Source organism: Glutamicibacter sp. B1 (assembly GCF_039602135.1).
GTDB lineage: Bacteria > Actinomycetota > Actinomycetes > Actinomycetales > Micrococcaceae > Glutamicibacter > Glutamicibacter ectropisis.
Window position 1 is genome coordinate 3,386,543 of record NZ_CP125942.1, and the last position, 20,254, is coordinate 3,406,796.

The following is a 20,254-nucleotide window of genomic DNA, read 5'->3' on the forward strand; positions in this document are numbered from 1 at the left end:
CGAAGGATCAAAAATATCCATCTGCCAACAGGCTAGTTGCATTAGAAGATCTGTAATTGCCCCAAGGCAACTCGCGCATAAATCGCGTGCTGTAGGCGTAACGATTCACTGGTGAGGCGCGTATCCACACCGGTGACCTGCCCGATACGCTCCAGCCTCTGCATCAGCGTATTGCGGTGAATGTGTAAAATCTCGGCCGCTTGAGACATCGAAGCAACGCTTGCCACCACCAAGAGGGTTTTTGCTTGTTCTTGATTCAATTCCTGCGCAGGCATCGCAAGATATTTGAGGTTAGATACCGGTGTGCGGGCGATAGCCACCGCGATCTCTTCAGTCCACAGTTCACGATGCCCCTGATCTGGAATCAGTTCAGGACGTGCCACCAAGGTGCGCAATACTTCCGCCCGGGCCAAGAGCTCACCGACATCTGCCATCCCCGGGCCGCCAAGATACCGATCATCGGGTCCAACAACGCTTTGGCCATGATCTTCACTAGCCTTGCGAAGTCTCCACCTCGCGCCAAACAACGTCACCCAAGAGGTACTTACCCCTTGGGTTCCTGGCTGTGCAAAGGCTGACTCTTGCCCTGCCGCTTGTCCTTTGCCGACTAGACACACTTCCAAGTGCAGGTGCCCGCTGAGCCCATGTGCCTGAAGCATCCGGCCAATGATTTCCGGTGCGACATTCCCGGCGAGCAAGGCGGAAAGAATATCCCTGGCTTCGGCTGCCCGGCGAGCGCTACGCGAATGCTCACGTTCTTGGGCGACCAGCAGTTGCACGGTCAGCGCAATCAGCTCAGCTAGTGGTTCCACCTCATGGGGTGCACCGGTAAGTCCAATGACTCCACACACGCGGTCATTAATCTTCAGCGGAAGATTCACCCCGGGCTGGGTCCCGGCGGTTTCATCGCCGTGAGTGACTCGGATGACCCGCTGGTCTCGAAGCACTTCAAGGCTTCCTGCGTGCAACGTTCCGATGCGCGAGCTATCACTGGAGGCGATGATTATTCCATGCTCATTCATGATGTTCACATGGCGATTAATCGTTGGTGAAATGGTGTCGACAACCTTTTGCGCTAGTGCGCTGGCTAGTCGTGGTTGCTCCATTTCGCTCATGAAGTCATCCTAGCTTCCTGCCCCAAAAACATGGAGGACTCACCGCGACGCGCATCAAGGTTTCGCACTTTCGTCCTTCACCTTGCCGCTGGATGATGTTAGGCTCACCCCAGTCAAGTATCGCAAGGAAAGGTTCACCATGAGTTCGGCGATCAGTTACTTAACCGGGGGTTTCCTTGTCTCCTTGCTCGTATCGCTCAACATGACCTGGCACCAGCGTTTACCTGGACTACTTGGCCCTGTACTGATCGCGGTGTGCCTGGCGGGGTTAGTTGCCTGCCGTATCTATACCGCCAAGAACCAACCCCACTGGCAGGATCCACGCGAAGTTTAGGCTGCGTCGCGCTCGCGCTGCACTGCTTGAACCGTGTTGGTGGTGTCCGGGGCAAAGGCGTATAACTTTCCATCTGCCACGTGCACCCAGAAACGACCGCAGAGGTCGGTTGTTTGGTTCTCAGCGTTTTCTGGCCACCAGTCAGCTTCGAGAGTTCTGGTTGACGAGATTTCTTTCGCCTCAAAGTTTTTGGTTCGCGAATCCGAGGCGTAGGCCTTCTTCAGCTCTGCTTCCGATGGCTTGCCAACGGTGTTCAGTGCTAGACATTTATCGCTTGGCACGTCTGCGCTGTAGTCCATCACAAAGATTCTTTCCATCCCCGTATTGCGCTGCATCAGCTTGATGTTGCTTCCGCCTTCTGGCACCCAATTGGGCAGTAGTCCGGAGGAAACAGCCTCTTGGGAAGACTTGGCAGTCTTTTCAGTGGATTCATCATATTTGTCCGTCATGAGGTCTGAAACGGAACAACCGGAGAGCGCCAAGGCCATGGGTGCGGCGAATAATGCGGTGGCGACATACTTTTTCTTGATCATGATTCCATCGTAGAAATCGACCGCCACTAGGCACATCGTCTTCCTGTTGGAAAAGATCGCGCTACGCTTCATCCCCTCGGTGGAGCAGTGCTCAACATTTCTCCTACTTCACCGCCTAAACTGACAGCATCGACGTCTCGTTCCAGGAGTGATCACCCATGGCGCCCACCGAAAAGATTGCCGTCACCGGCTCCACCGGGGCGCTCGGCTCCCTCGTTGCCCACGAACTGGCAGACCGGCGCATCCCGCAGCGGCTCTTGGTCCGCGACACATCCCGGGCGCCGAAACTCCCAGAAGCTACAGCCCACAAGTTCGACTATGCAGATGCCTCCACCAGTACCAAAGCTTTAGAAGGTATTGAGGTGCTCTTTATGATTTCCGCCCCGGAGAGTGAGCACCGCATTCAACTTCACACCAGCTTCATCGATGCAGCGCGTGCCGCCGGGGTGAAGCACATTGTTTACACCTCTTTCACCGGCGCAGCACCAGATGCTGAATTCACGCTGGCCCGCGAACACTTCGCCACCGAAGAGTACTTGCGAACTTCCGGGATGCACTTCACCTTTTTGCGCGACAGCTTCTACCAGGATTTTTTGCCGGCCTTGGTAGGAGACGACGGAGTCATCCGCGGACCTGCTGGCGATGGACATTTCGCGCCGGTGGCCCGAGCAGACGTGGCACGTACCGCCGCCACCATTCTGGCTTCGCCTTCCGAACACGCCAGCGCCACCTATGAGCTGACGGGACCGCATTCCCTGAGCATGCATGATGTGGCACAGATCCTCAGTGCCGCACGGGAGCAAAGCATTACCTTCCACAACGAAACCATCGAAGAGGCCTATGCTTCGCGCTCCAGTTATGGTGCACCGCAGTGGCAGCTTGATGCGTGGGTGAGCACCTATACCGCGATTGCCAGTAATTCCATGGCCAAGGTCAGCGACCACATTGAGATCATCACCGGGGCCGCTCCCCGTTCCTTCGCTGACTACCTGCGCAAATAGGTGCGCATGACGCTAAAGGCGGTGCGTTCGATCAGTTCTGGGGCCTGATCCGACAGTTGCTCTAGGCTCGCTGGCTCGGAAGCAATGGAGTAGGCCGCCAGGATCCCCGCCTGATCAAGCTCCTGATCGCTCAATGCAACCGATCCGGCCACCACGATCACCTCGGTCGCTTCACCCGCCGCCTGAAGTACCCCGCACACCACTTTGCCGTTCAGGGATTGACTGTCCAGGCGTCCCTCACCGGTAAGGACCAGATCCGCGGCACCTAAGATGCGGTGCGCGTCGAGCACCTGCGCCACCAACTCCCATCCGGGGGTCAGCTCCACTTGGAAGTACGAGGCCAGGCAGATCGCCAAACCACCAGCGGCACCCATCCCAGGCTGTTCCTTGAGTGTCCTTCCGGTATCTGCTTCAAGTACCTGGGCCAACGTGGCTAACCCACGATCTAGCACCTGCACCTGCTGGGCCAAAGCCCCCTTCTGCGGACCAAACACCGCCGCCGCTCCCTGGTCCCCGAGCAAAGGATTGGTGACATCGCAGGCGATCTGCCACTGCACTTTTGCTGCTCTTGGATCCAAATTGGAAACGTCAATTTTTGCCAGCTTTTCCAACGCACCACCACCTGGTGGCAGTTCTTCTCCATGCTCATCCAGGAACGTGGCGCCCAGCGCGCTGAGCAATCCGGTACCGCCATCGGTGGTGGCTGAGCCGCCGAGGCACAAGATGATCTGTTGCACCCCGAGGTCTAGGGCTCGTAATACCAGAGGGCCGAGCCCCGCGGTACTAGCGTCTAAGGGTTTGCGTGGCACATCGCTGACCTGTGGCAGGCCGGCTGCTTCGGCGGCTTCCACAACAGCGATCTTCTGGTCCTTGGATAATCCCAGTCGTGAGGTGACCGGGCGGCCGAGCGCGTCGGTGGTTTCCACGGTGATTGCTTCGGTGCCCCACGCATCGATTAGTGCTTCTAAGGTTCCTTCGCCACCATCGGCAAAGGGCAGCGCGGTGATTTCAATCTGCTGGTTGCGGCTCTTCGCCGCCTTAGATACTCCCTGTGCCAAAGCTTGTGCCACTTCGCTGGCTCGGGCGCTGCCTTTAAAGGAGTCAGGAACGATCGCTACGCGCAGCAGGTCATGATCTGCTCGGATCATTTTCTGTTCAGAAGTCATGTTTCCCAGCTTAGGGAACTGGGCCAATGACGCCTATGGTCAATTGCCCGGAGTTCGCGAGGGAAAAGTGGTACGGCTATGTGCATCTGGCCTTGGCAGGTACGAGCAGATCTTTGAAGCAATTTTTAAAGCATGAGAAACGTGAAGCTGAACCAAAGGGATGGCACAGAAAGCGTGGGTAGTGTTTAAAACACCTCATGAAGGTGCGAGTGATGATCGTAAGAATTCCCGTTGGATATTGCCCAACGGGAATTCTTCGTTAATCAGCTTCTGCATTACTCAGCCTTGAGACCTCGTCGCATCTGGCTATAGTCCTCAATGTCGTTATTAAAGCGGTGAAGAAGATGCGCGAACTGGTCAATGTCCTTGGCGCTCCAGTCCCCCATAATCTGCTCAAGCGCATCAATGGAGGTACCTCGGGCGTCGGCTAACTGTTCGTTTCCATAGCGGGTCAGTGCGATCTTGCGCGCGACGTGCCCTTCTGGGTCGGGGATGCGTTCGAGGTACCCGTCCTTGATGGCCACCGTCACCTGGCGTTGCAGGGTTGAGCTGTCGAGGCGCAGGGCGTGGCTCAATTCGGCAATAGACATCGGGCCGGAGCCATCTATGCGGCTCATGATCAGGTACACGCTGCGATCCATGCCGCTGGAGTGGCGGTGTTGGGCGATGGTGTAGCGGCTGAGCAACATTTGCTCGTACTCAATATCCGCGATGCGGCTCTTTGATCCGGTTTTTCCTTCTGGCATTTTTCCATCTTAACCCTGATATGTATGATACATATTGTATGTAACTTACACATTCACTCGAAGGTTCCCAGTGCCCTCACCTGTTCTCACCGAAAAACCCAGTTCCCGAATGACGGTCGGCATCCTCGCCTCCGCAGGCATCGCCTCATCATTGACGCAAACCATGGTGACGCCTCTGATCCCTCAGTTGCCCGAAATTTTTAACACCTCACCGGATAACACCGCGTGGATTATCACCGCAACACTGCTGGCGGCGGCCGTCGTTATGCCCATCTCCGGCCGACTCGGCGACCTGTTCGGCAAGCGTCGAGTACTCCTGTTACTGGCCATCCCGCTGATCCTCGGTGGCGCAATCTGCGCGCTGGCACCCAATGTCACCGTGATGATCTTGGGACGCACACTTCAGGGTTTAGGCTCCGGTATGGTCCCACTAGGCATTGCCATGCTCCGCGACCTCGTCGATGCGGAACATTTACCCTCGGCCATCGCCACCGTGTCGGCAACTCTGGGTGTGGGTGGAGCGATCGGCCTGCCACTCTCGGCAGCCATCATCCAGTTCTCCTCCTGGCGTGTGCTCTTCTACCTCTGCGCGGCAATCACCCTGATCGTCGCCCTGTTGATCTTCAAGTTCATTCCCGTCGTTGGCACCACCACCGCCAAGACCAACTTCGACTGGGCCGGGGCCATTGGACTGGGCGTAGGACTGATTGCCCTCATGCTCGGCATCTCCAAGGGCTCAACCTGGGGTTGGGGATCCCCGCTGGTTCTGGGACTGCTCATCGCTGCGGTAGTGGTGCTGTTGCTGTGGGGCCTGTGGGAATTTCGAGCCACCGCTCCCCTAGTAGATTTGCGCACCGCAGCGATTCCGCGGGTACTGCTGACCAACATTGCCTCGATTTTTGTGGGCTTTGGAATGTACTCCAGCTCGCTGGTGATGCCACAGATCCTGCAGATGCCCGCCGAAGCCGGTTATGGGCTGGGGCAAAGCGTCCTCGCCGCCGGACTATGGATGGCACCGGCCGGACTGATGATGCTTGTCCTCTCCCCTGTGGGAGGACGACTCACCGGGGCCAAGGGACCAAAATTCACCCTGGTCTTGGGCATCCTCATCATGGCTGCCGGCTATGGCGTCGGGCAGTTGGGCATGGGCTCAACCTGGGGCTTACTCGCTACCAGCCTGGTCATTAACAGTGGCGTGGCACTGGCCTATGGCGCCATGCCCACCATCATCATGGGCGCTGTACCGCGCAGTGAAACCGGGGCGGCCAACGGTCTGAACACCCTCATGCGTTCCTTGGGTACTACTGGCGGTGCGGCCATCTTCGGGTTGGTGCTCGCCGATATGACCATCGACTTCCATGGCACGGTCCTTCCTTCCGAAACCGGCTTCCACACGGCCCTCTGGCTCGGTGCCGGCATTAGCCTTCTCGCAGCGGTGATCGCCGCCTGCATTCCCGCCGCCAAGAAAGCCACCGAGGTTCGGCTTGAAGAGGCAACCCAGAACGCCTAGGCCAAGGAATACATGGTGAGCGTGCAGTGCATGCTTATTGCATCCACAGAGAGCACCCCTAGAGTTATAAGTACCTCATGAAGGTGCGAGTGATGACGAAAAACTGGCCCTGTCGGTCTTGCGACAGGGCCAGTTTTTTGCCGTTTTTTGCGTTCAGCATGCCCGCTGTCGCATCCATATCCAATGCGCAGTCCCTACTTATTTCGCACACAGGCAGCGCCCCTAGAGTATTAAGTACCTCATGAAGGTGCGAGTGATGATCGAGAAGCCCCAGCCTCACCGGAATTATCCGGCCCGGCTGGGGCTTCGAATTTAAACACCATCACCCTCGGTGCGATAACGTTATTTGGTCCCCGAGCTTTTAACACCCGGGACACCAGATTGAATGGAGCCCCGGTGAGTACCCCGACTGCACAGCTAACCCCGTTACAACGCCAGTCGGTATGGCGCACCCTCAAATCTCCTCGACTGCTCAAGACCGAATTGCTCGCCGGTCTGGTGGTGTCCCTGGCACTGATCCCCGAGGTGATCGCCTTTACCGTGATCGCCGGGGTGGATCCACGCGTGGGGATCTTCGCCTCTTTCACCATGTCCGTGGTCATCGCCTTCACCGGCGGACGCCCGGCCATGATTTCGGCCGCTGCCGGCGCGGTAGCCTTGGTGGTCGCACCACTGGTGCGCACCTATGGGGTGGAATATCTCTTTGCCACGGTGATCCTTGCCGGGGTCATTCAGGTGGTTCTTGCCGCGTTGGGCGTGGCCAAATTACTGCGCTTCATTCCCCGGCAGGTCATGATCGGCTTTGTTAACGGTCTAGCCATCTCGATTTTCTGGGCACAGATGCCCGAGCTGCGCAATGTTCCCTGGCAGGTGTATCCGCTAGTCATTCTGGGAGTGGTGATCGTTTGCTACTTCCCGAAAATCACCAAGGCGGTGCCCGCGCCATTGATCGCCATCGTGGCGCTCACCGCGATCACGATCTTCGCAAAAATCGTGGTGCCCACCGTGGGTGATAAGGGCGAACTGCCCGAATCCTTGCCCTTACTGCATCTGCCCGGGGTGCCGCTGAACCTTGAAACCCTGAAGATCATCGCGCCCTACGCCATCGCGGTGGCTTTTGTGGGGTTGCTCGAATCCTTGCTCACCGCCAAATTGGTGGACGACATCACCGATACGCCCTCGAGTAAAACCCGCGAGTCCTGGGCCCAGGGCACCGCAAATATTGTCACCGGATTCTTTGGCGGGATCTGCGGTTGCGCGATGATCGGGCAAACCATGGTGGGGGTGAAGGTCTCCGGGGGCCGCACGCGCATCTCCACGGCCTTTGCCGGAATTTTCATGTTGCTGCTGGCGGTATTGCTCGGCGATGTGGTGGCGCAAATTCCGATGGCCGCACTGGTCGCGGTGATGATCGTCGTCTCGGCCACCACCTTTGACTGGCATTCGATTCGCCCCAGCACGCTGAAGATGATGCCCAAGAGCGAAACCTTCGTCATGCTCATTACCGTGGTGCTCACCGTGCTGACCCACAACCTGGCCATCGGTGTGGGCGTGGGCATCCTTTCAGCCATGGTGCTCTTTGCCAATCGCGTGGCCCACATGGTCACCGTGACGCGCACCGTGGATGGCGAACAGGCCCTGTACGAGGTCAACGGAGAGCTGTTCTTCGCCTCCTCCAACGACCTGTACACCCAGTTCCGCTACGCCGAGGATCCACAGCGGATCGTGATTGATCTGAGTGCTTCACACCTGTGGGATGCCTCGACTATCGCGTCGGTGGATTCGATCCGCGCCAAGTACCAGAACTACGGAAAGACCGTTGAAATCCGCGGCCTGAACGAGGCCAGCCAGAAAATGCAGGACCGGCTGGGCGGGAAGCTGTCCTGAGCCAGCAGGCTAGCCTTCGCCATCGGCGCGCTTCCGCTCGCTCGCCCGGCTGCGTTTCAAGGCGTACATGTCCCGGTCCGCCCGCAGGATCATGGTGCTCAGGTTGTCATCGCTGCGCGCCTGGGCCGTGCCGAAACTCCACGCCAGGTCCGAGGAGGCCTCGATGCGCTCCATGAGTTGCTGCGCCTGGCAGCGCGACGTGCTGGGGAACACCACCACGAATTCGTCCCCGCCCAGGCGGCACACCAGATCTCCCGCGCGGGTGCTGCTGCGCAGGTGATTCACCAGGCTCTTGAGTGCGCGGTCGCCGGCTTCATGCCCCTCGTTGTCATTGATTTGCTTGAATCCGTCCATGTCCAGCAGCGCCACGGCCAGCGGGCTGCTGGCGCGTCGCGACGCCACCAGGGCGGCCTCTCCCCTGACCGCCAGCCCCGTGCGATTCAGGGCACCGGTGAGCGCATCGATCTGGGTCTGCTGCCGGAACCGGCGCTTGACGAAGTGACCGATGAACATTCCCGCCATGGTGAAGAAGACCAGGCTCAGGATATTGAGCAAGCCGCTTTGGTGCTCGGTGCCCGCCGCCGGCCCGAAATACACCGAATACGGGATGGTGAAGAGCATGACCGGGTAGATCGTCCAGCTGGTAACGGCCGGGCTGAAGAGCCAGGACAGATACAGCGCGATGAGCGGGAACTCCTGGAGCCTGAAGACGATCTGCTCATGGTTCACGGAAAAGCCGACGAAGATCACGAAGGCCGACAGCTCGCTCACGGCTCCGAGGTAGGCAATCCACAGCGGGAAGCGATCCAGGTAGATCCACACCAGGATGACGCCGGCCAGTGCCCCCAGCACGCGGGCCACCGCCAGGGCGTGGAACACCGGCGAACTGAAGTCATTGACCAGGTTGACCGAGTAGAACACCAACAGGAAGGCGGACGCCATGCCTGTCACGGCCACCTCCAGGCGGCTGATTCGCAGCAGCCGGGCCGGTAGGAGGCGGGCCCACCAGAAAGCACCATCACTTTCACGGCGTCGTGAAACAATCGGCATTACGTACTTTCCTTTCCCGTAATGTGCTGGCTTCGGCGCTTTTCGGGCCATGACGGGGTATGATCACCTTTGTGCGCATCGGCCTAATCAGTGCCCATACTTTCAATCGAAATCGCCAGGTTAGGTGGACTATGAAGTTCGCGTTTCAGCCGTTAATCGACCTACATTCGAAAACTCTACTGGGTTTTGAAGCCCTCGCACGATTCGACGATGGGCGCGGTCCGCACGAGCACTTCGCGCAGGCAGCTGCCGAAGGGCGCCTGATCAGCCTGGAGCTGGAGGCCATCGAGCAAATCCTGTCCGCCAGCGCGGCCATCCCCGACGGCATGCTGCTGACCGTCAACGCCTCGGGCCCCACCATCGAGGCGTTCGCGACCGCCGGCCAGCGCCTGGACGCGCGCTTGACCTGGGGGCTGGAGCTGAACGAGGAATCCGCGCCGGAGCTGTGCGCCCGGGCCCGCTCCTATGCCGATTTGCTGGGCTGCCTCTTGCTCATCGACGATGCCGGGGTCGGCTACGCGACCGCGGAACGCATCATGCTGCTGAAGCCGAATATCGTCAAGCTCGATCGCACCATGATCGGGCGGTACGCCTCCTCCGAATGCATCCGCGACCTCGTCGACTCGCTGCTGGAAGCCGCCAGGCGCACCGGGGCGAAAACCCTGGCCGAAGGCGTGGAAACTGAGGAGCACCTGGAGCTGGTGCAGCTCCTCGGCTTCGACTACGCACAGGGCTACTACTTCTCGCCCGGACTGCTCGAAGGCGACCTGGCCGCCGGGATGCGCGACCTAGGACGACGCGTCGGGATCGATATTCCTTGTTTCTGAGCGCCGTTCCCGCCCCTTGGAGCCGCCCAGGCGCAGCACCGGAAGGATCTTGGACAGGCTCAGGACCAGATACAGCACGGTGTTGATGGCGACGAATGAGGCGAGGATGCCGAACCAGGGGGTGAGCAAGATGCTCTCGGGCAGCAGTATTCCGCGCGGTAGTATGACCAGGTGGCCCAGGATCATGAGGAGGTCTCCTTGCTGGTGGCGGCGTGTTCTACGTGTTTCCATTCGGCCCGGCGCGCGAAGGCGATGTCGGCCACGCCCTTGAGGAATGCGAGGTCGAGGAAGGCGTCGTAGACCAGTTCGGGGATCACCAGGGCGGCCACGATGCGCGCCCGCCACCCGCCCTGCCAGGCCGTGACGACGCGTTCCACCGCGAACAGCGCGCCAAGCAGCATCCAGAAGGGGAACCAGACCCAGGTGTCCATTGAAACGAGCATGATCAGCATCAGCGCGAAGTAGCTGAACAGGGCGATCACCCCATAGCCGATGCCGATCTGCTGCGCCCAATAGCGCATCGTCTGGGGCGTGACCCCATAGGCGCCGAGGTTCTCCAGCGCACCGCGCTGCCAGCGCAGGCGCTGCGCCCACAGCATCTTCCACGTGGGCATGAGCTCGGTGACCACCGTGCAGGGCTCGGGCGAGGTCGTGAGCGCCCCGAGGGTCTTCAGCGCGATCGTCAGCTCGTTGTCCTCGGTCAGCGCGGCCGTGTCATAGACGTCCCCGCGGCGTCCGGGCAATACGGTGCCGCGGCAGGCCGCGACTTCGCGCAACGCCGACGCGCGGAAGACCGAGGCCGTTCCGGTGAGGACAAACACCCGGCCATTCCTGCGGCTGATTTCGCGCTGGTACCGCGTGTATTCATTGCGCTGGAACTGGCCGAGCAGCCCGTGGCCTTCCTCGCCGTGGAACAGCCCGCCCACCGCGCACAGCGCACGATCCTGGGTGAAGCGATCACGGGCTGTGGCCAGGAAATGATCACCGATCTGGCTATCGGCATCCATGACCATGACGCAGTCATTATCGCCCAGCTCCGGGAGCAGTGCGCTCAGCGCCTGGTTCAGGGCCCCGCCCTTCTTGTGGATGTTGTCCCGGGATTCGAAGACTTCCACCCCGTGCTGTCGAGCGACCTCGACCGTCTTGTCGGTGCAGTTATCGGCCACGACGATCACGCGCGAGGGAGCAAAGTGCTGCTGGTCGAGCGCCTTCAGGGTTTCGGGAAGCGAGCGTTCCTCGTTGTGGGCCGGGATCAGAACGCTGATGGTGACCGGTCCGGCATGCACCCCGCGGGTCCGGTCCATGATCCCCTTGGGGGCCAGGGGGCGGCCGGAGGATTGCACCGGGGTACGTCGGTAGCGCAGCGTGACGATTCGTTCGCCGATGACCACCAGCAGCACGAGGACCACGGCGGCGGTGACGGCAAAGAGGAGAATATCCAGCGCCGGCAGCTCGCTGCTGTAGAAGGTCGTCCACAGGTTGCCGATGTGGAATTCCGCTGGATTCCACATCTGCACCGGTTGGCCGCGCGCACCCAGCGCCCAGACCAGCAAGGCTGCGGCAAGCGCGACGATGAGGATGACCAAGATCCCGACCAGCCGGCCAAAGTGCTTATGCAATGTAGTGCCCCATTTCCGTATCGGCAGGAATTGTGAGAGGTGGCGGGAAATCCTGCCGGCTGCGCGGCAGTTCCACCAGTTAGAAAAAAACTAACATGTTCCGTCGCCGCAGCCAACAACGGGCAAGTGCACGCTGACCGGGGATTCCGGGGGATGCGCACCTCCCGGAAAAAATTCACGAAGATTCCAATCCGTCGCGCGCCCGGGGCCGAATGCCCTATGACAGCCCAAGCCAAGGGGTTTGGATCAACGACTGGCCCAACGGGGTCGCCAGGTAAGGAGTTCGACATGAAAACCATGCAGCGCAAGACGGCAGGACTGCTCTCGATCGCCGCGGTCGCCGCGTTCGGATTGAGCGCCTGCTCGATGGACAACAGCAGCGAGACCGCCCCCAGCAGCGAAAGCTCGGCCTCCAGCATGAGCGAGAGCAGCCCGAGCGCATCCGAGGATTCGGGCATGGCCAGCGAATCGGCCATGGACCCTGCTTCCAATCTTGTGGGCCCGGGCTGCGCGGCCTACGCGGAGGCAGTGCCTGAAGGCGATGGCTCGGTGGCCGGCATGGCCAAGGATCCGGTTGCCGTGGCAGCATCCAACAACCCGTTGCTGACCACCCTCACCAAGGCCGTCTCGGGAAAGCTGAACAAGGACGTGGACCTGGTGGACACGCTCAACGGCGATGAGTTCACCGTCTTCGCACCGGTGGATGACGCATTCAAGGCCATTCCAGAAAAAGACCTGAACGCTGTCGTGTCGGATGCCGACATGCTGACCAAGGTGCTGACCTACCATGTGGTCCCCGGCCAGATAACTCCCGATGATTTGAAGGGTGATCTGAAAACTGTTGAAGGCGACAAGGTCAAGATCAGCGGCAGCGGTGATGACCTAATGGTCAACGATGCCAAGGTCATTTGCGGTGGCGTGCAGACTGCCAATGCCACCGTCTACCTCGTTGATTCGGTTCTGATGCCACCGGCAAAGAAATAGCACTACGGCATAATACCGAAGAAGCCAGGGAATGAGCGATGCACGATTTGGGAGCCCGTTCCCTGGCTTCCGTCTACCCAAGATTTGACCTGCAGCCGTTTCCTGAACGAGAGCAATGGCCCTTGACGCTACGGGGTCGTTGAACCCAAGATTCTGAATCGAGAAGTTGAAGTCACCGACGGTTCAGCGCCGGATGAAGCTCTCTTGCTTCAAGCAGCGCAAGGAGATGAAGCAGCTACGCAGCCTTATGGCGGACTTGTCCCAAGAGTGTTCGGTTTTAACGCCCGTCAACTGAGCGATGAAGTCCAAAGGCAGGAAGCTATCCAAGAAATACTTCCAGACGCCTGACAGCATGTTGATGGCTTCGCCACTGTGCGAACTACCGCACCAACTTGGCTGCTGAAGATCGTCCATCAGCCTGCTGTCGGACAGATCCGCTTCACTTCAGAGCGCCCGGAATCTGAACTGGAAATCGCTGTTGAAACCTCCTAAGCAAGACATCAACCAATGTAGGGAAGAGTAGTACGGCCTGATGAAGTCAAACGCATGATCGAAGCTCTTCGCCAACTGACTGAAGAGCAAAGAGGTACGATCCAACTGGTCTATTTCGGGGTTTGACGCATTGTTAGATCCTTGATCATGCTCAACTACCTGTGGTGATCGTGAAAGCCGGCTCACGAGACAGAACGAAGGAAATACGAGAATTACTGGGAGCCATGTCATGGGCAAGCACAAAAGTAGACTGTTCAGCGGCTTCGCCCTGAATGCGCTGACCCAAACTGTACGTGACCAGGCGTTGCAGTCTGAGGCCAATGCCGCCACGCTCGAACAAGAGCTTGCTTCTCTGCAACAGACTGCTGCCTACCTTGCTCTCACCGTCCCTGAGGTGAAGCCGCCACCGAGAATTAAGACCTACGTCATGGATGCGATTCGCACCGTTGAACAGGTTCCCGCAAGAATTGATGAGACTCAATGCGAGCATTCCGCAACGGAAGCAAGAGCTCTGCTTTACCCTCATAACGAATTGGCTGGAAGTATGCAGAGCGCTCACAGAAAGCCGCGGAAGTTCTTTGCCCTAGCTGCGGGGATTTTACTTGTTGCTTCTGGTGGTCTCGGTGCGCTGGCATGGAATCTGAATAATCAGCAGCAGATGGACATGGTTGTTCAGGCTATGAAGAGCGAGCGGGATACGATGAAGCAGATCTTGAGCGCTCAGGACATGCAGTCTAAATCCCAGACATTAGATAATGGGGCAACAATTAGGCTTTCATACTCCGCAAAGTCTGGCGTCATGGCCGTATCAACCCACGCGCTGCCTGAACTCCCAGAAACGAAAGGCTACGAACTCTGGCTCATCTCCGCTGAGAAAGCTATCCCTGCCGGCATGCTGGATCCTTCCAGCACCTCAGCAACCGCAATAATTACCGGTTCAATGGAGGGCATCACCCACTTCGGAATCACCGTGGAACCTGCAACGGGCTCACCTGCTCCGACTACCGAACCAATTCTCTTGCAAAGCCTTTAGAAACACAGACACGCATGCAGCGCTCATGCCGCAATTCCTTAACATCCAATCCAGGCACCGGGTGACACCGAATAGGAGTTATCCGGTGTTCGAGTAAAGCATTCGAACGCACCGCAACGAAGTGTGGGGTTCAGTGCCATGGAGCAACAACAAAGAAAAAGCAAGCGTCATATCTGGCGCTATCCAATAGCTGGCATCTGCTCAGCTATTGTCTTGTTCACTATCGCTCAAGCAGCGTCCACATTCTTCGGGACTGCTTCATCGCCCCTCGTCGCTCTAGGGTCAACAATCATTGATTTCACTCCACCGTGGCTCAAAGATCTGGCCATCGGCTTATTCGGCACCAACGACAAGCTTTTTCTATTCATCACCTTATCGATCACCGCCGCCCTCTTAGCGGCCACAGTGGGACTTGCCACGGCACGGAGCCTTGCACTCGGATTGAGCTTGGTAATAGGGCTATCAGTACTATTAGGTGCTTCCGTGCTAAGCCGCTCGGCAACAAACTTCCTCGATCTAATACCGACGATAGTCGGCACCATACTAGGCCTGGGAACACTCACACTTCTTGCCGGCATGGCTACCCGTGCCGGTGTACCAACGGTCCATCCCCAGTCCGAAAACACAACATCACGAAGAAAATTTCTCCTCGGATCAGCGGGAAGCGTGGCACTCGGACTACTAGCCGTCGGCACAACCCAGGCCCTGCGGACCTTTAGAAATACCGCAGAGTCAGCCCGCTCAGCCCTAGGTCTTCCGCCGGCGAAAGTGAAAGTACAAGCCCCACCTCAAGGAGCCGAACTAGACGTCCCTGGAGCCTCTAGATTTGTCACACCGAACCAGGACTTCTATCGAATCGACACGGCCTTGTCTGTGCCGCAAATCGACCCTCAAGACTGGTCATTAAAAATTCACGGAATGGTCGAGAAAGAATTCACACTCACGTTCAATGAACTCTTAGACATGGATCTGGTTGAGCACTACCTCACCTTGACCTGTGTCTCCAACCCGGTCGGTGGCGATCTCGTCGGCAACGCCAAGTGGCTTGGTTACCCACTACGAGAACTACTGGCCCAGGCCAAACCCTTACCGGGTGCCGATATGGTTCTGTCTACCTCCTTCGACGGCTTCAGCGCCTCCACACCGCTGGAAACTCTCACCGATAGTCGCGAAGCCCTGCTGGCCATCGGAATGAACGGCGAACCCCTGCCACTAGAGCACGGGTTCCCGGTCCGTATGGTGGTTCCAGGACTCTACGGGTATGTTTCGGCCACCAAATGGGTGGTTGATCTGGAAGTGACAAGGTTCCAAGACAAAGCAGCCTATTGGACAACGCGGGGCTGGTCGGAACGAGGACCAATCAAGATGTCATCTCGGATAGATACCCCACGGTCCTTCGCAAAGTTGCCCGCCGGCAAGGTCGTCTTTGGCGGCACCGCATGGGCTCAGACCACGGGAGTTTCCAAAGTGGAGATCCGTATCGATAGCGGGCCGTGGCAAGAGGTCGAACTGGCCACCGAGCTCTCCGTAGACACCTGGCGTCAATGGAGATTCGAATGGACAGAGGCAACCGCGGGCAATCACTCCGCTACCGTCCGCATGACAAATGCCCATGGCCAGCTACAGACAGAAGAAACCGCCGCGCCCGTTCCAAACGGTTCCTCCGGGTGGCACCGGCTGCAGTTCAGCGTCGAATAATCGATGCTGCTTTCTTAGGCCACTCCTACACGTCTAAAAAACGTTGAGTGAGCAAACTGAAGCTCCAGGCTTCAGCCTGTACACAGGGGTTGCCCCTATGTTTTTTGTCAAGCAATTTTCGGCTCCGGAACGTCATAAAGTGAGCCGTCCCGAATCATGGCAAACATGACTGTGAGGCGACGGTGCGCTAGCGCGATGAGTGCTTGGTTATGGCGTTTCCCCTGGGCCCGTTTCCGGTCATAGTAGTTCCGACTGGTCGGATCAAAGCGGATGGACGCGAACGCTGAGAGGAAGTGAGCTCGTTTGAAGCGTTTGTTCCCTGAATGGATGACCCGTTCGGACTTGATTGAGGTGCCTGATTGACGCGTGGTTGGTGCCAAGCCGGCGTAGGAGGCCATGGCTGCGGCGCTGGGGAAGGTCTTGCCGGACATCCTGCAGAGGTAAGCGCTGCAGTGCAAGTGGCCTCAAGGCAGCCAGTTTCGGGAGTCGTGGATGTCCTTCGCAACGTGGCGGGAGAACACCCCGAGGTTGCTGATGAGTTCATCACCGCTTGGACTTCAACGCTGGAAGGTGCCGAAAGGCTGGCAGCTTCTCTCGCGGTGTCTTCGTTGTATGTCTTGGACCTAGTGCATCTTGAGCATGCCGAAGATCGGATGCTGAAATCAGTTTTGGATGCTTCGATCCAGACATTGCAAGAACTTCAACATGAGCTTGCGGACTACCCTGAGGTTGCTATTAGCCCCGATGCTAGTTTCGATACCGGATTTGCCGAGATACTGCAGAACATCGTCACGGGGCCGCTCGAGCAAGCGGCCACCCAGCTTCAAACACAAACAGAGCTACTGAACAGTTCTATGAATAATGCATAGCCGCCAGTGGCCCTCCAGCTATAGCTGGAGGGCCACTGAACTCATATAGGGAAACAAGGCTCCTGCTGCACCTGTCACTAATGAGCTCACAGGACATATAAAAGAGCAGGGGGTGCATAGATTCCATCCATGGCAATGGATCTGAAGTGCCGAGCACGGTAGTTGAGTGGACGCGACTGTTCTACCCCGAGGTGGTCGCAGGAGATTTAGTTTTCGGATGCGCGAGACCAGTACGCCATAAGCAGTTCTTGGCCTTGCTGTTCGCTGAGCTCCGAGATTTCCTGATCAGACAGGTGCAGCTGATCTTTTACTGCACTGATCATCCATTCGGGAAGGGCCGACGTGTGGTCTGGCTCTGCTGTTGCCTCAACCGAATCGTAGAGCCGGCCCATTTGGATGATGACATCCTTCAAAGGCCGAATCTTGGGGTTATTGCCCATGCGCGTAACCCGTGAAGTGAGCTCATCGTAGACTTCGCCATCTGAACGAGCGCCTACTGCCCAGATTTCGGAGATGTCAAGGATAGGCATCCCGCAGGCGTCCTCGGTGATGCGCCAAACGATGCGCCAATCCCGGTCACCGACAACTAGCTTCCGAAAACCAACCAGCGCCCCAAGTAGGGGTTCGCCGGCTTCGGGTGACTTTTCCAGAAGCAGTATTTTCTTGAACACTGCACGGACGATCTGGGGGTCTTTCTTGTGAAGACGATGCAGATCGGACACTGCGTCTTCAGTCAGCCGAACAATGCACAACCGGTCTTCAGATGGATTCACGAATCCGCTGACTTAGCTTCTTCGGCATTTTCGGCTTCAAGCTCTGCGCGGTCTAAGTTGAAGAATTCCATGGCTTCGTCAAGGGTCGTGCGTACGCCGCTGTCTGTGGCGAAGCGTGCCATGACCAATGCGGCATCGCGAAGTGTCTCCCGGTCCTGGCGCAGCCGAGCGATTTCCTGGGCTGACACCACTTCGGCTACGACCTTACCGTGGCGCGACAACGCCGTATCGTGGCCTTCTTCAGCTGCTGCCACCAACGCAGAAAGGCCGGAGCGCGAAGCTTCAGTGATACTCAGAGTAGTCATACAAAAAACTATATAGATTTCTACCTAGAATTCCAATCACGCGCGAGTTTACAGGCTCGCTCGTTGCGCTTGGCGGCACCTCCGCTACCTGGCTTAGAGGCCGATAACCTGTCTTATGTAAAGTAGAAAAGACTTTATTTGCTTTCACCGCACATAATGAACTTTCAGGTAACGTCTCGCATCGATCCCCGACCCTGGGCGGCTGAAGCGCGCCATGGTATCGCTGATACTCGGCGGATTTTTAGTCTAACCGTCGAATGTGCTCGTATTCTGAGGCGATGTTCGCCCGCGAATACTCTGATCCGAAAAGCTGTGCAAAGATTTACCCAGTTCTCAAATCTAAGCATCCCGAGGGGCACATGAACTTTCACCGCACAACACTAGCCATCAGCGCTGCCCTGGCTCTCGTTGTCGGCGGCCTCACGCCGGCTGCTCAGGCAGCCCCACCGCACAGTTGCTGGTCATGGAGCGATGAAGAAGATCGCCCGTTCCATATGGAATGCTCTGAGGTTGAATCATTGGCGGATCTGGATGTTCCCACCACGGTGACCGAGCTGAGGATTCTGAACCAGGACGAATCAACCATAGCGGGGCTGGAGCGTCTGAAGGACATGCAACAGCTGATTTCTGTGGAAATCTACGGTGCCACCAACGAGGCGGTTGCGGCAGCGGCTCAGTTGCCCAACCTGAAGAAGCTGTGGGTCACCTTCCTGCCAGCGTCCGGTGTCACTGAGGCCACGCGGACTGCTCTGACCAAGATGACAAAGCTAACCAGTCTGACCGTGCAAGACGCGGGCCTCACGGATTACTCGTGGGTGGCAGCTATGCCTCTGCTTGAAGAGTTCAAAGCCAATGAGACGCATTCGCTTTCCAAGGGCTGGGTGGGCAAAACGCTAGCCTTCGCACCAATTGTTGGTGTGGACGGCCGAGCCCTTGTTCCGCATCGGCCTTCAGGGGCCGCTGATCCACAGCCTGTTTACACGAAACTTACTGCCACATCCGTGCTGCCCATGGTGGCTGGCAGCAACGTCATGGTCGCAACTTCCGATGCAACCACGGGTTCCTCCCTGATCTCTTCTGATATATACGTTGTTTTGGTCACCGACGTATTTGATACCGCGAAGTCAAGCCCGTTGAGAGTCAACTACCGCACAGCACGAAAGGGCAATTCCGACTCTCCTTTCGCTATCGTCGGTGACGAATTGGAAATACCTTGGGGCTCTTATGCGCAAAAGAACTTCCAGTGGTTCCGCGATGCTGTCGCGGTCCCTGGGGCTACCGGGCTCACTTATAAGCTGACCCCCGCTGATGCCGGGAAGAAGATCACCGCAAAGTACAGCAGCGTTGAGAAAACTTCTTGGGACAAGAAGATTGTCTACGTCCCTACCGCTACCTTGTCCACCGAGTACGACCTACAGATCCCGGCCTCTGAGTCCGCTCACCCCGCTGCCAAGCTGACCGGCACCGGATTCGTGACGGAGAAACTCAGTGTTGCGTTGGATCCCACCGTGTTCTCCCATGCCCAGAAGACGTATCAGTGGTTCAAAGACGACACTACTGCGATCAAGGGCGCGACTGGTCCCACCTTCATCCCAGATGATTCTTTGAACTTGAAGCGGGTCCACGCCGTCGTAACTTTCGTTGGCGCACATGCGGAGCCGGTCGAGCTGATCTCCAAATCCGTAAAGATCGATCATGGCAATCTGAAATCCGGGAAACCGACCATCTCTGGATCCGTTAGGGTGGGGTCGAAGCTGACGGCCAAACCGGGAACGGTATCCAAGCAGGATGCGAAACTTACTTACATCTGGCTGCGCAACGGAAAGGAAATTTTCCAGCAGAACCGCAGCACCTATACTCTTGTTCCCGCCGACCTGGGGAAGAAGATCAGCGTAAAAACACAGTTCACCCACCGTTATTACAACACCGTGGTCACTCAAAGTACAGCGACCAAGACAGTGGCACCGGGAACGCTAAAGGTGAGTAAGAAACCGACTCTCTCAGGAAAAAAGATCGTGGGGAAAACCGTAAAAGCGTCATCCGGCGCCTATAGCCCCATTGCTGAGAAAGTGACGTACCAGTGGCAACGCTCCGGCAAGAACATCAAAGGTGCAACCAAGAGCGGCTACAGGGTTACTAAAGCTGACAAAGGCAAGAAGCTGACAGTCAAGGTGAGCGCAATAAAGAAGGGCTACACAACGAAGAGCAGCGTAGTGACTGCCAACTAATACCATTTTGCGTCGAGAAGAACCTGCGGTGCAGCTATTGCGTCAAGTCAGCTGTCCAGTCGCTTCATTGCTATTGTAGGGATC

General features: G+C 57.7%; 19 protein-coding genes and 1 pseudogene. 10 read left to right on the plus strand and 10 right to left on the minus strand.

Annotated features, from left to right (window positions below; translation table 11 throughout):
- Nucleotides 1-41: 41 nt before the first annotated feature.
- On the minus strand, nt 42-1,115 hold the full coding sequence (locus QMQ05_RS15905; RefSeq protein ID WP_345471617.1) for a CdaR family transcriptional regulator: 1,074 nt from the start codon (nt 1,113-1,115) through the stop codon (nt 42-44).
- Nucleotides 1,116-1,254: 139 nt separating this feature from the next.
- Between QMQ05_RS15905 and QMQ05_RS15910 the strand changes: the two genes are divergently transcribed.
- Nucleotides 1,255-1,449: a hypothetical protein gene (locus QMQ05_RS15910; RefSeq protein ID WP_345471619.1), complete on the plus strand. Its 195-nt coding sequence runs from the start codon at nt 1,255-1,257 to the stop codon at nt 1,447-1,449.
- Here the strand turns inward: QMQ05_RS15910 and QMQ05_RS15915 are convergent.
- Nucleotides 1,446-1,982 carry a hypothetical protein gene (locus QMQ05_RS15915; protein WP_345471621.1) on the minus strand — a complete coding sequence of 179 codons (537 nt, stop codon included), beginning with the start codon at nt 1,980-1,982 and terminating at the stop codon, nt 1,446-1,448. The genes QMQ05_RS15910 and QMQ05_RS15915 overlap by 4 nt on opposite strands.
- 158 nt (nt 1,983-2,140) lie before the next feature.
- Here QMQ05_RS15915 and QMQ05_RS15920 point away from each other — a divergent pair, with 158 nt between their 5' ends.
- A complete protein-coding gene (locus QMQ05_RS15920) occupies nt 2,141-2,983 on the plus strand; it encodes an SDR family oxidoreductase (protein WP_345471623.1) in 843 nt (280 codons plus the stop codon).
- On the opposite strand, the gene QMQ05_RS15925 is transcribed toward QMQ05_RS15920, so the two are convergent.
- Together QMQ05_RS15925 and QMQ05_RS15930 are read right to left on the minus strand one after the other, a co-directional pair.
- Nucleotides 2,968-4,149 carry a glycerate kinase gene (locus QMQ05_RS15925; protein WP_345471625.1) on the minus strand — a complete coding sequence of 394 codons (1,182 nt, stop codon included), beginning with the start codon at nt 4,147-4,149 and terminating at the stop codon, nt 2,968-2,970. The two genes, QMQ05_RS15920 and QMQ05_RS15925, sit on opposite strands and share 16 nt — an antisense overlap.
- A gap of 275 nt (nt 4,150-4,424) precedes the next feature.
- On the minus strand, nt 4,425-4,895 hold the full coding sequence (locus QMQ05_RS15930) for a MarR family winged helix-turn-helix transcriptional regulator (protein WP_345471627.1): 471 nt from the start codon (nt 4,893-4,895) through the stop codon (nt 4,425-4,427).
- A 70-nt stretch (nt 4,896-4,965) separates the two neighbouring features.
- Between QMQ05_RS15930 and QMQ05_RS15935 the strand changes: the two genes are divergently transcribed.
- Entirely contained in the window at nt 4,966-6,405 is a 1,440-nt protein-coding gene (locus QMQ05_RS15935) for an MFS transporter (protein ID WP_345471629.1), read from the plus strand.
- 396 nt (nt 6,406-6,801) lie between these two features.
- Nucleotides 6,802-8,292 (plus strand): SulP family inorganic anion transporter, encoded by a 1,491-nt coding sequence (locus tag QMQ05_RS15940; protein ID WP_345471631.1) that lies wholly within the window; start codon nt 6,802-6,804, stop codon nt 8,290-8,292.
- Between the two features lie 9 nt (nt 8,293-8,301).
- On the opposite strand, the gene QMQ05_RS15945 is transcribed toward QMQ05_RS15940, so the two are convergent.
- Nucleotides 8,302-9,342, minus strand: coding sequence for a GGDEF domain-containing protein (locus tag QMQ05_RS15945; protein WP_345471633.1), 1,041 nt, complete (start codon nt 9,340-9,342; stop codon nt 8,302-8,304).
- 131 nt (nt 9,343-9,473) lie between these two features.
- Here QMQ05_RS15945 and QMQ05_RS15950 point away from each other — a divergent pair, with 131 nt between their 5' ends.
- On the plus strand, nt 9,474-10,169 hold the full coding sequence (locus QMQ05_RS15950) for an EAL domain-containing protein (RefSeq protein ID WP_345471635.1): 696 nt from the start codon (nt 9,474-9,476) through the stop codon (nt 10,167-10,169).
- On the opposite strand, the gene QMQ05_RS15955 is transcribed toward QMQ05_RS15950, so the two are convergent.
- Both QMQ05_RS15955 and QMQ05_RS15960 read right to left on the minus strand, forming a co-directional pair.
- Nucleotides 10,131-10,355 (minus strand): hypothetical protein, encoded by a 225-nt coding sequence (locus QMQ05_RS15955; RefSeq protein ID WP_345471637.1) that lies wholly within the window; start codon nt 10,353-10,355, stop codon nt 10,131-10,133. The genes QMQ05_RS15950 and QMQ05_RS15955 overlap by 39 nt on opposite strands.
- Nucleotides 10,352-11,788, minus strand: a complete 1,437-nt coding sequence (locus QMQ05_RS15960) for a glycosyltransferase family 2 protein (protein WP_345471639.1) — start codon at nt 11,786-11,788, stop codon at nt 10,352-10,354. The genes QMQ05_RS15955 and QMQ05_RS15960 overlap by 4 nt, the downstream gene beginning before the upstream one ends.
- A gap of 288 nt (nt 11,789-12,076) precedes the next feature.
- Between QMQ05_RS15960 and QMQ05_RS15965 the strand changes: the two genes are divergently transcribed.
- The 3 genes from QMQ05_RS15965 to QMQ05_RS15975 all read left to right on the plus strand — a co-directional run bounded on the left by QMQ05_RS15965 (nt 12,077) and on the right by QMQ05_RS15975 (nt 15,995).
- Entirely contained in the window at nt 12,077-12,772 is a 696-nt protein-coding gene (locus tag QMQ05_RS15965; RefSeq protein ID WP_345471641.1) for a fasciclin domain-containing protein, read from the plus strand.
- 721 nt (nt 12,773-13,493) lie between these two features.
- A complete protein-coding gene (locus QMQ05_RS15970; RefSeq protein ID WP_345471643.1) occupies nt 13,494-14,297 on the plus strand; it encodes an anti-sigma factor in 804 nt (267 codons plus the stop codon).
- 138 nt (nt 14,298-14,435) lie between these two features.
- Nucleotides 14,436-15,995, plus strand: coding sequence for a molybdopterin-dependent oxidoreductase (locus QMQ05_RS15975; protein ID WP_345471645.1), 1,560 nt, complete (start codon nt 14,436-14,438; stop codon nt 15,993-15,995).
- A 107-nt stretch (nt 15,996-16,102) separates the two neighbouring features.
- Here QMQ05_RS15975 and QMQ05_RS15980 read toward each other — a convergent pair.
- Nucleotides 16,103-16,435, minus strand: a pseudogene (locus tag QMQ05_RS15980) (transposase); the annotation flags it as partial.
- An 18-nt stretch (nt 16,436-16,453) separates the two neighbouring features.
- On the opposite strand from QMQ05_RS15980, the gene QMQ05_RS15985 reads away from it, so the two are divergent.
- A complete protein-coding gene (locus tag QMQ05_RS15985; protein ID WP_345471647.1) occupies nt 16,454-16,864 on the plus strand; it encodes a hypothetical protein in 411 nt (136 codons plus the stop codon).
- Nucleotides 16,865-17,070: 206 nt separating this feature from the next.
- Here the strand turns inward: QMQ05_RS15985 and QMQ05_RS15990 are convergent, their stop codons facing one another.
- Entirely contained in the window at nt 17,071-17,637 is a 567-nt protein-coding gene (locus QMQ05_RS15990) for a type II toxin-antitoxin system RelE family toxin (RefSeq protein WP_345471649.1), read from the minus strand.
- Nucleotides 17,634-17,942, minus strand: coding sequence for a type II toxin-antitoxin system Phd/YefM family antitoxin (locus QMQ05_RS15995; RefSeq protein WP_345471651.1), 309 nt, complete (start codon nt 17,940-17,942; stop codon nt 17,634-17,636). Before QMQ05_RS15995 ends, QMQ05_RS15990 begins: the two co-directional genes overlap by 4 nt.
- 359 nt (nt 17,943-18,301) lie before the next feature.
- Here QMQ05_RS15995 and QMQ05_RS16000 point away from each other — a divergent pair, with 359 nt between their 5' ends.
- Nucleotides 18,302-20,170: a hypothetical protein gene (locus tag QMQ05_RS16000; protein ID WP_345471653.1), complete on the plus strand. Its 1,869-nt coding sequence runs from the start codon at nt 18,302-18,304 to the stop codon at nt 20,168-20,170.
- The last annotated feature ends 84 nt before the right edge of the window (nt 20,171-20,254 follow it).

Excerpts from the sequence above, each read along its gene's own strand:
- QMQ05_RS15970 (WP_345471643.1), top strand. The coding sequence starts at position 13,494 with ATGGGCAAGCACAAAAGTAGACTGTTCAGCGGCTTCGCCCTGAATGCG.
- QMQ05_RS15945 (WP_345471633.1), bottom strand. The coding sequence starts at position 9,342 with ATGCCGATTGTTTCACGACGCCGTGAAAGTGATGGTGCTTTCTGGTGG.
- QMQ05_RS15950 (WP_345471635.1), top strand. The coding sequence starts at position 9,474 with ATGAAGTTCGCGTTTCAGCCGTTAATCGACCTACATTCGAAAACTCTA.
- QMQ05_RS15930 (WP_345471627.1), bottom strand. The coding sequence starts at position 4,895 with ATGCCAGAAGGAAAAACCGGATCAAAGAGCCGCATCGCGGATATTGAG.
- QMQ05_RS15925 (WP_345471625.1), bottom strand. The coding sequence starts at position 4,149 with ATGACTTCTGAACAGAAAATGATCCGAGCAGATCATGACCTGCTGCGC.
- QMQ05_RS15905 (WP_345471617.1), bottom strand. The coding sequence starts at position 1,115 with ATGAGCGAAATGGAGCAACCACGACTAGCCAGCGCACTAGCGCAAAAG.
- QMQ05_RS15915 (WP_345471621.1), bottom strand. The coding sequence starts at position 1,982 with ATGATCAAGAAAAAGTATGTCGCCACCGCATTATTCGCCGCACCCATG.
- QMQ05_RS15975 (WP_345471645.1), top strand. The coding sequence starts at position 14,436 with ATGGAGCAACAACAAAGAAAAAGCAAGCGTCATATCTGGCGCTATCCA.
- QMQ05_RS15920 (WP_345471623.1), top strand. The coding sequence starts at position 2,141 with ATGGCGCCCACCGAAAAGATTGCCGTCACCGGCTCCACCGGGGCGCTC.
- QMQ05_RS15910 (WP_345471619.1), top strand. The coding sequence starts at position 1,255 with ATGAGTTCGGCGATCAGTTACTTAACCGGGGGTTTCCTTGTCTCCTTG.
- QMQ05_RS15965 (WP_345471641.1), top strand. The coding sequence starts at position 12,077 with ATGAAAACCATGCAGCGCAAGACGGCAGGACTGCTCTCGATCGCCGCG.
- QMQ05_RS16000 (WP_345471653.1), top strand. The coding sequence starts at position 18,302 with ATGAACTTTCACCGCACAACACTAGCCATCAGCGCTGCCCTGGCTCTC.
- QMQ05_RS15995 (WP_345471651.1), bottom strand. The coding sequence starts at position 17,942 with ATGACTACTCTGAGTATCACTGAAGCTTCGCGCTCCGGCCTTTCTGCG.
- QMQ05_RS15955 (WP_345471637.1), bottom strand. The coding sequence starts at position 10,355 with ATGATCCTGGGCCACCTGGTCATACTACCGCGCGGAATACTGCTGCCC.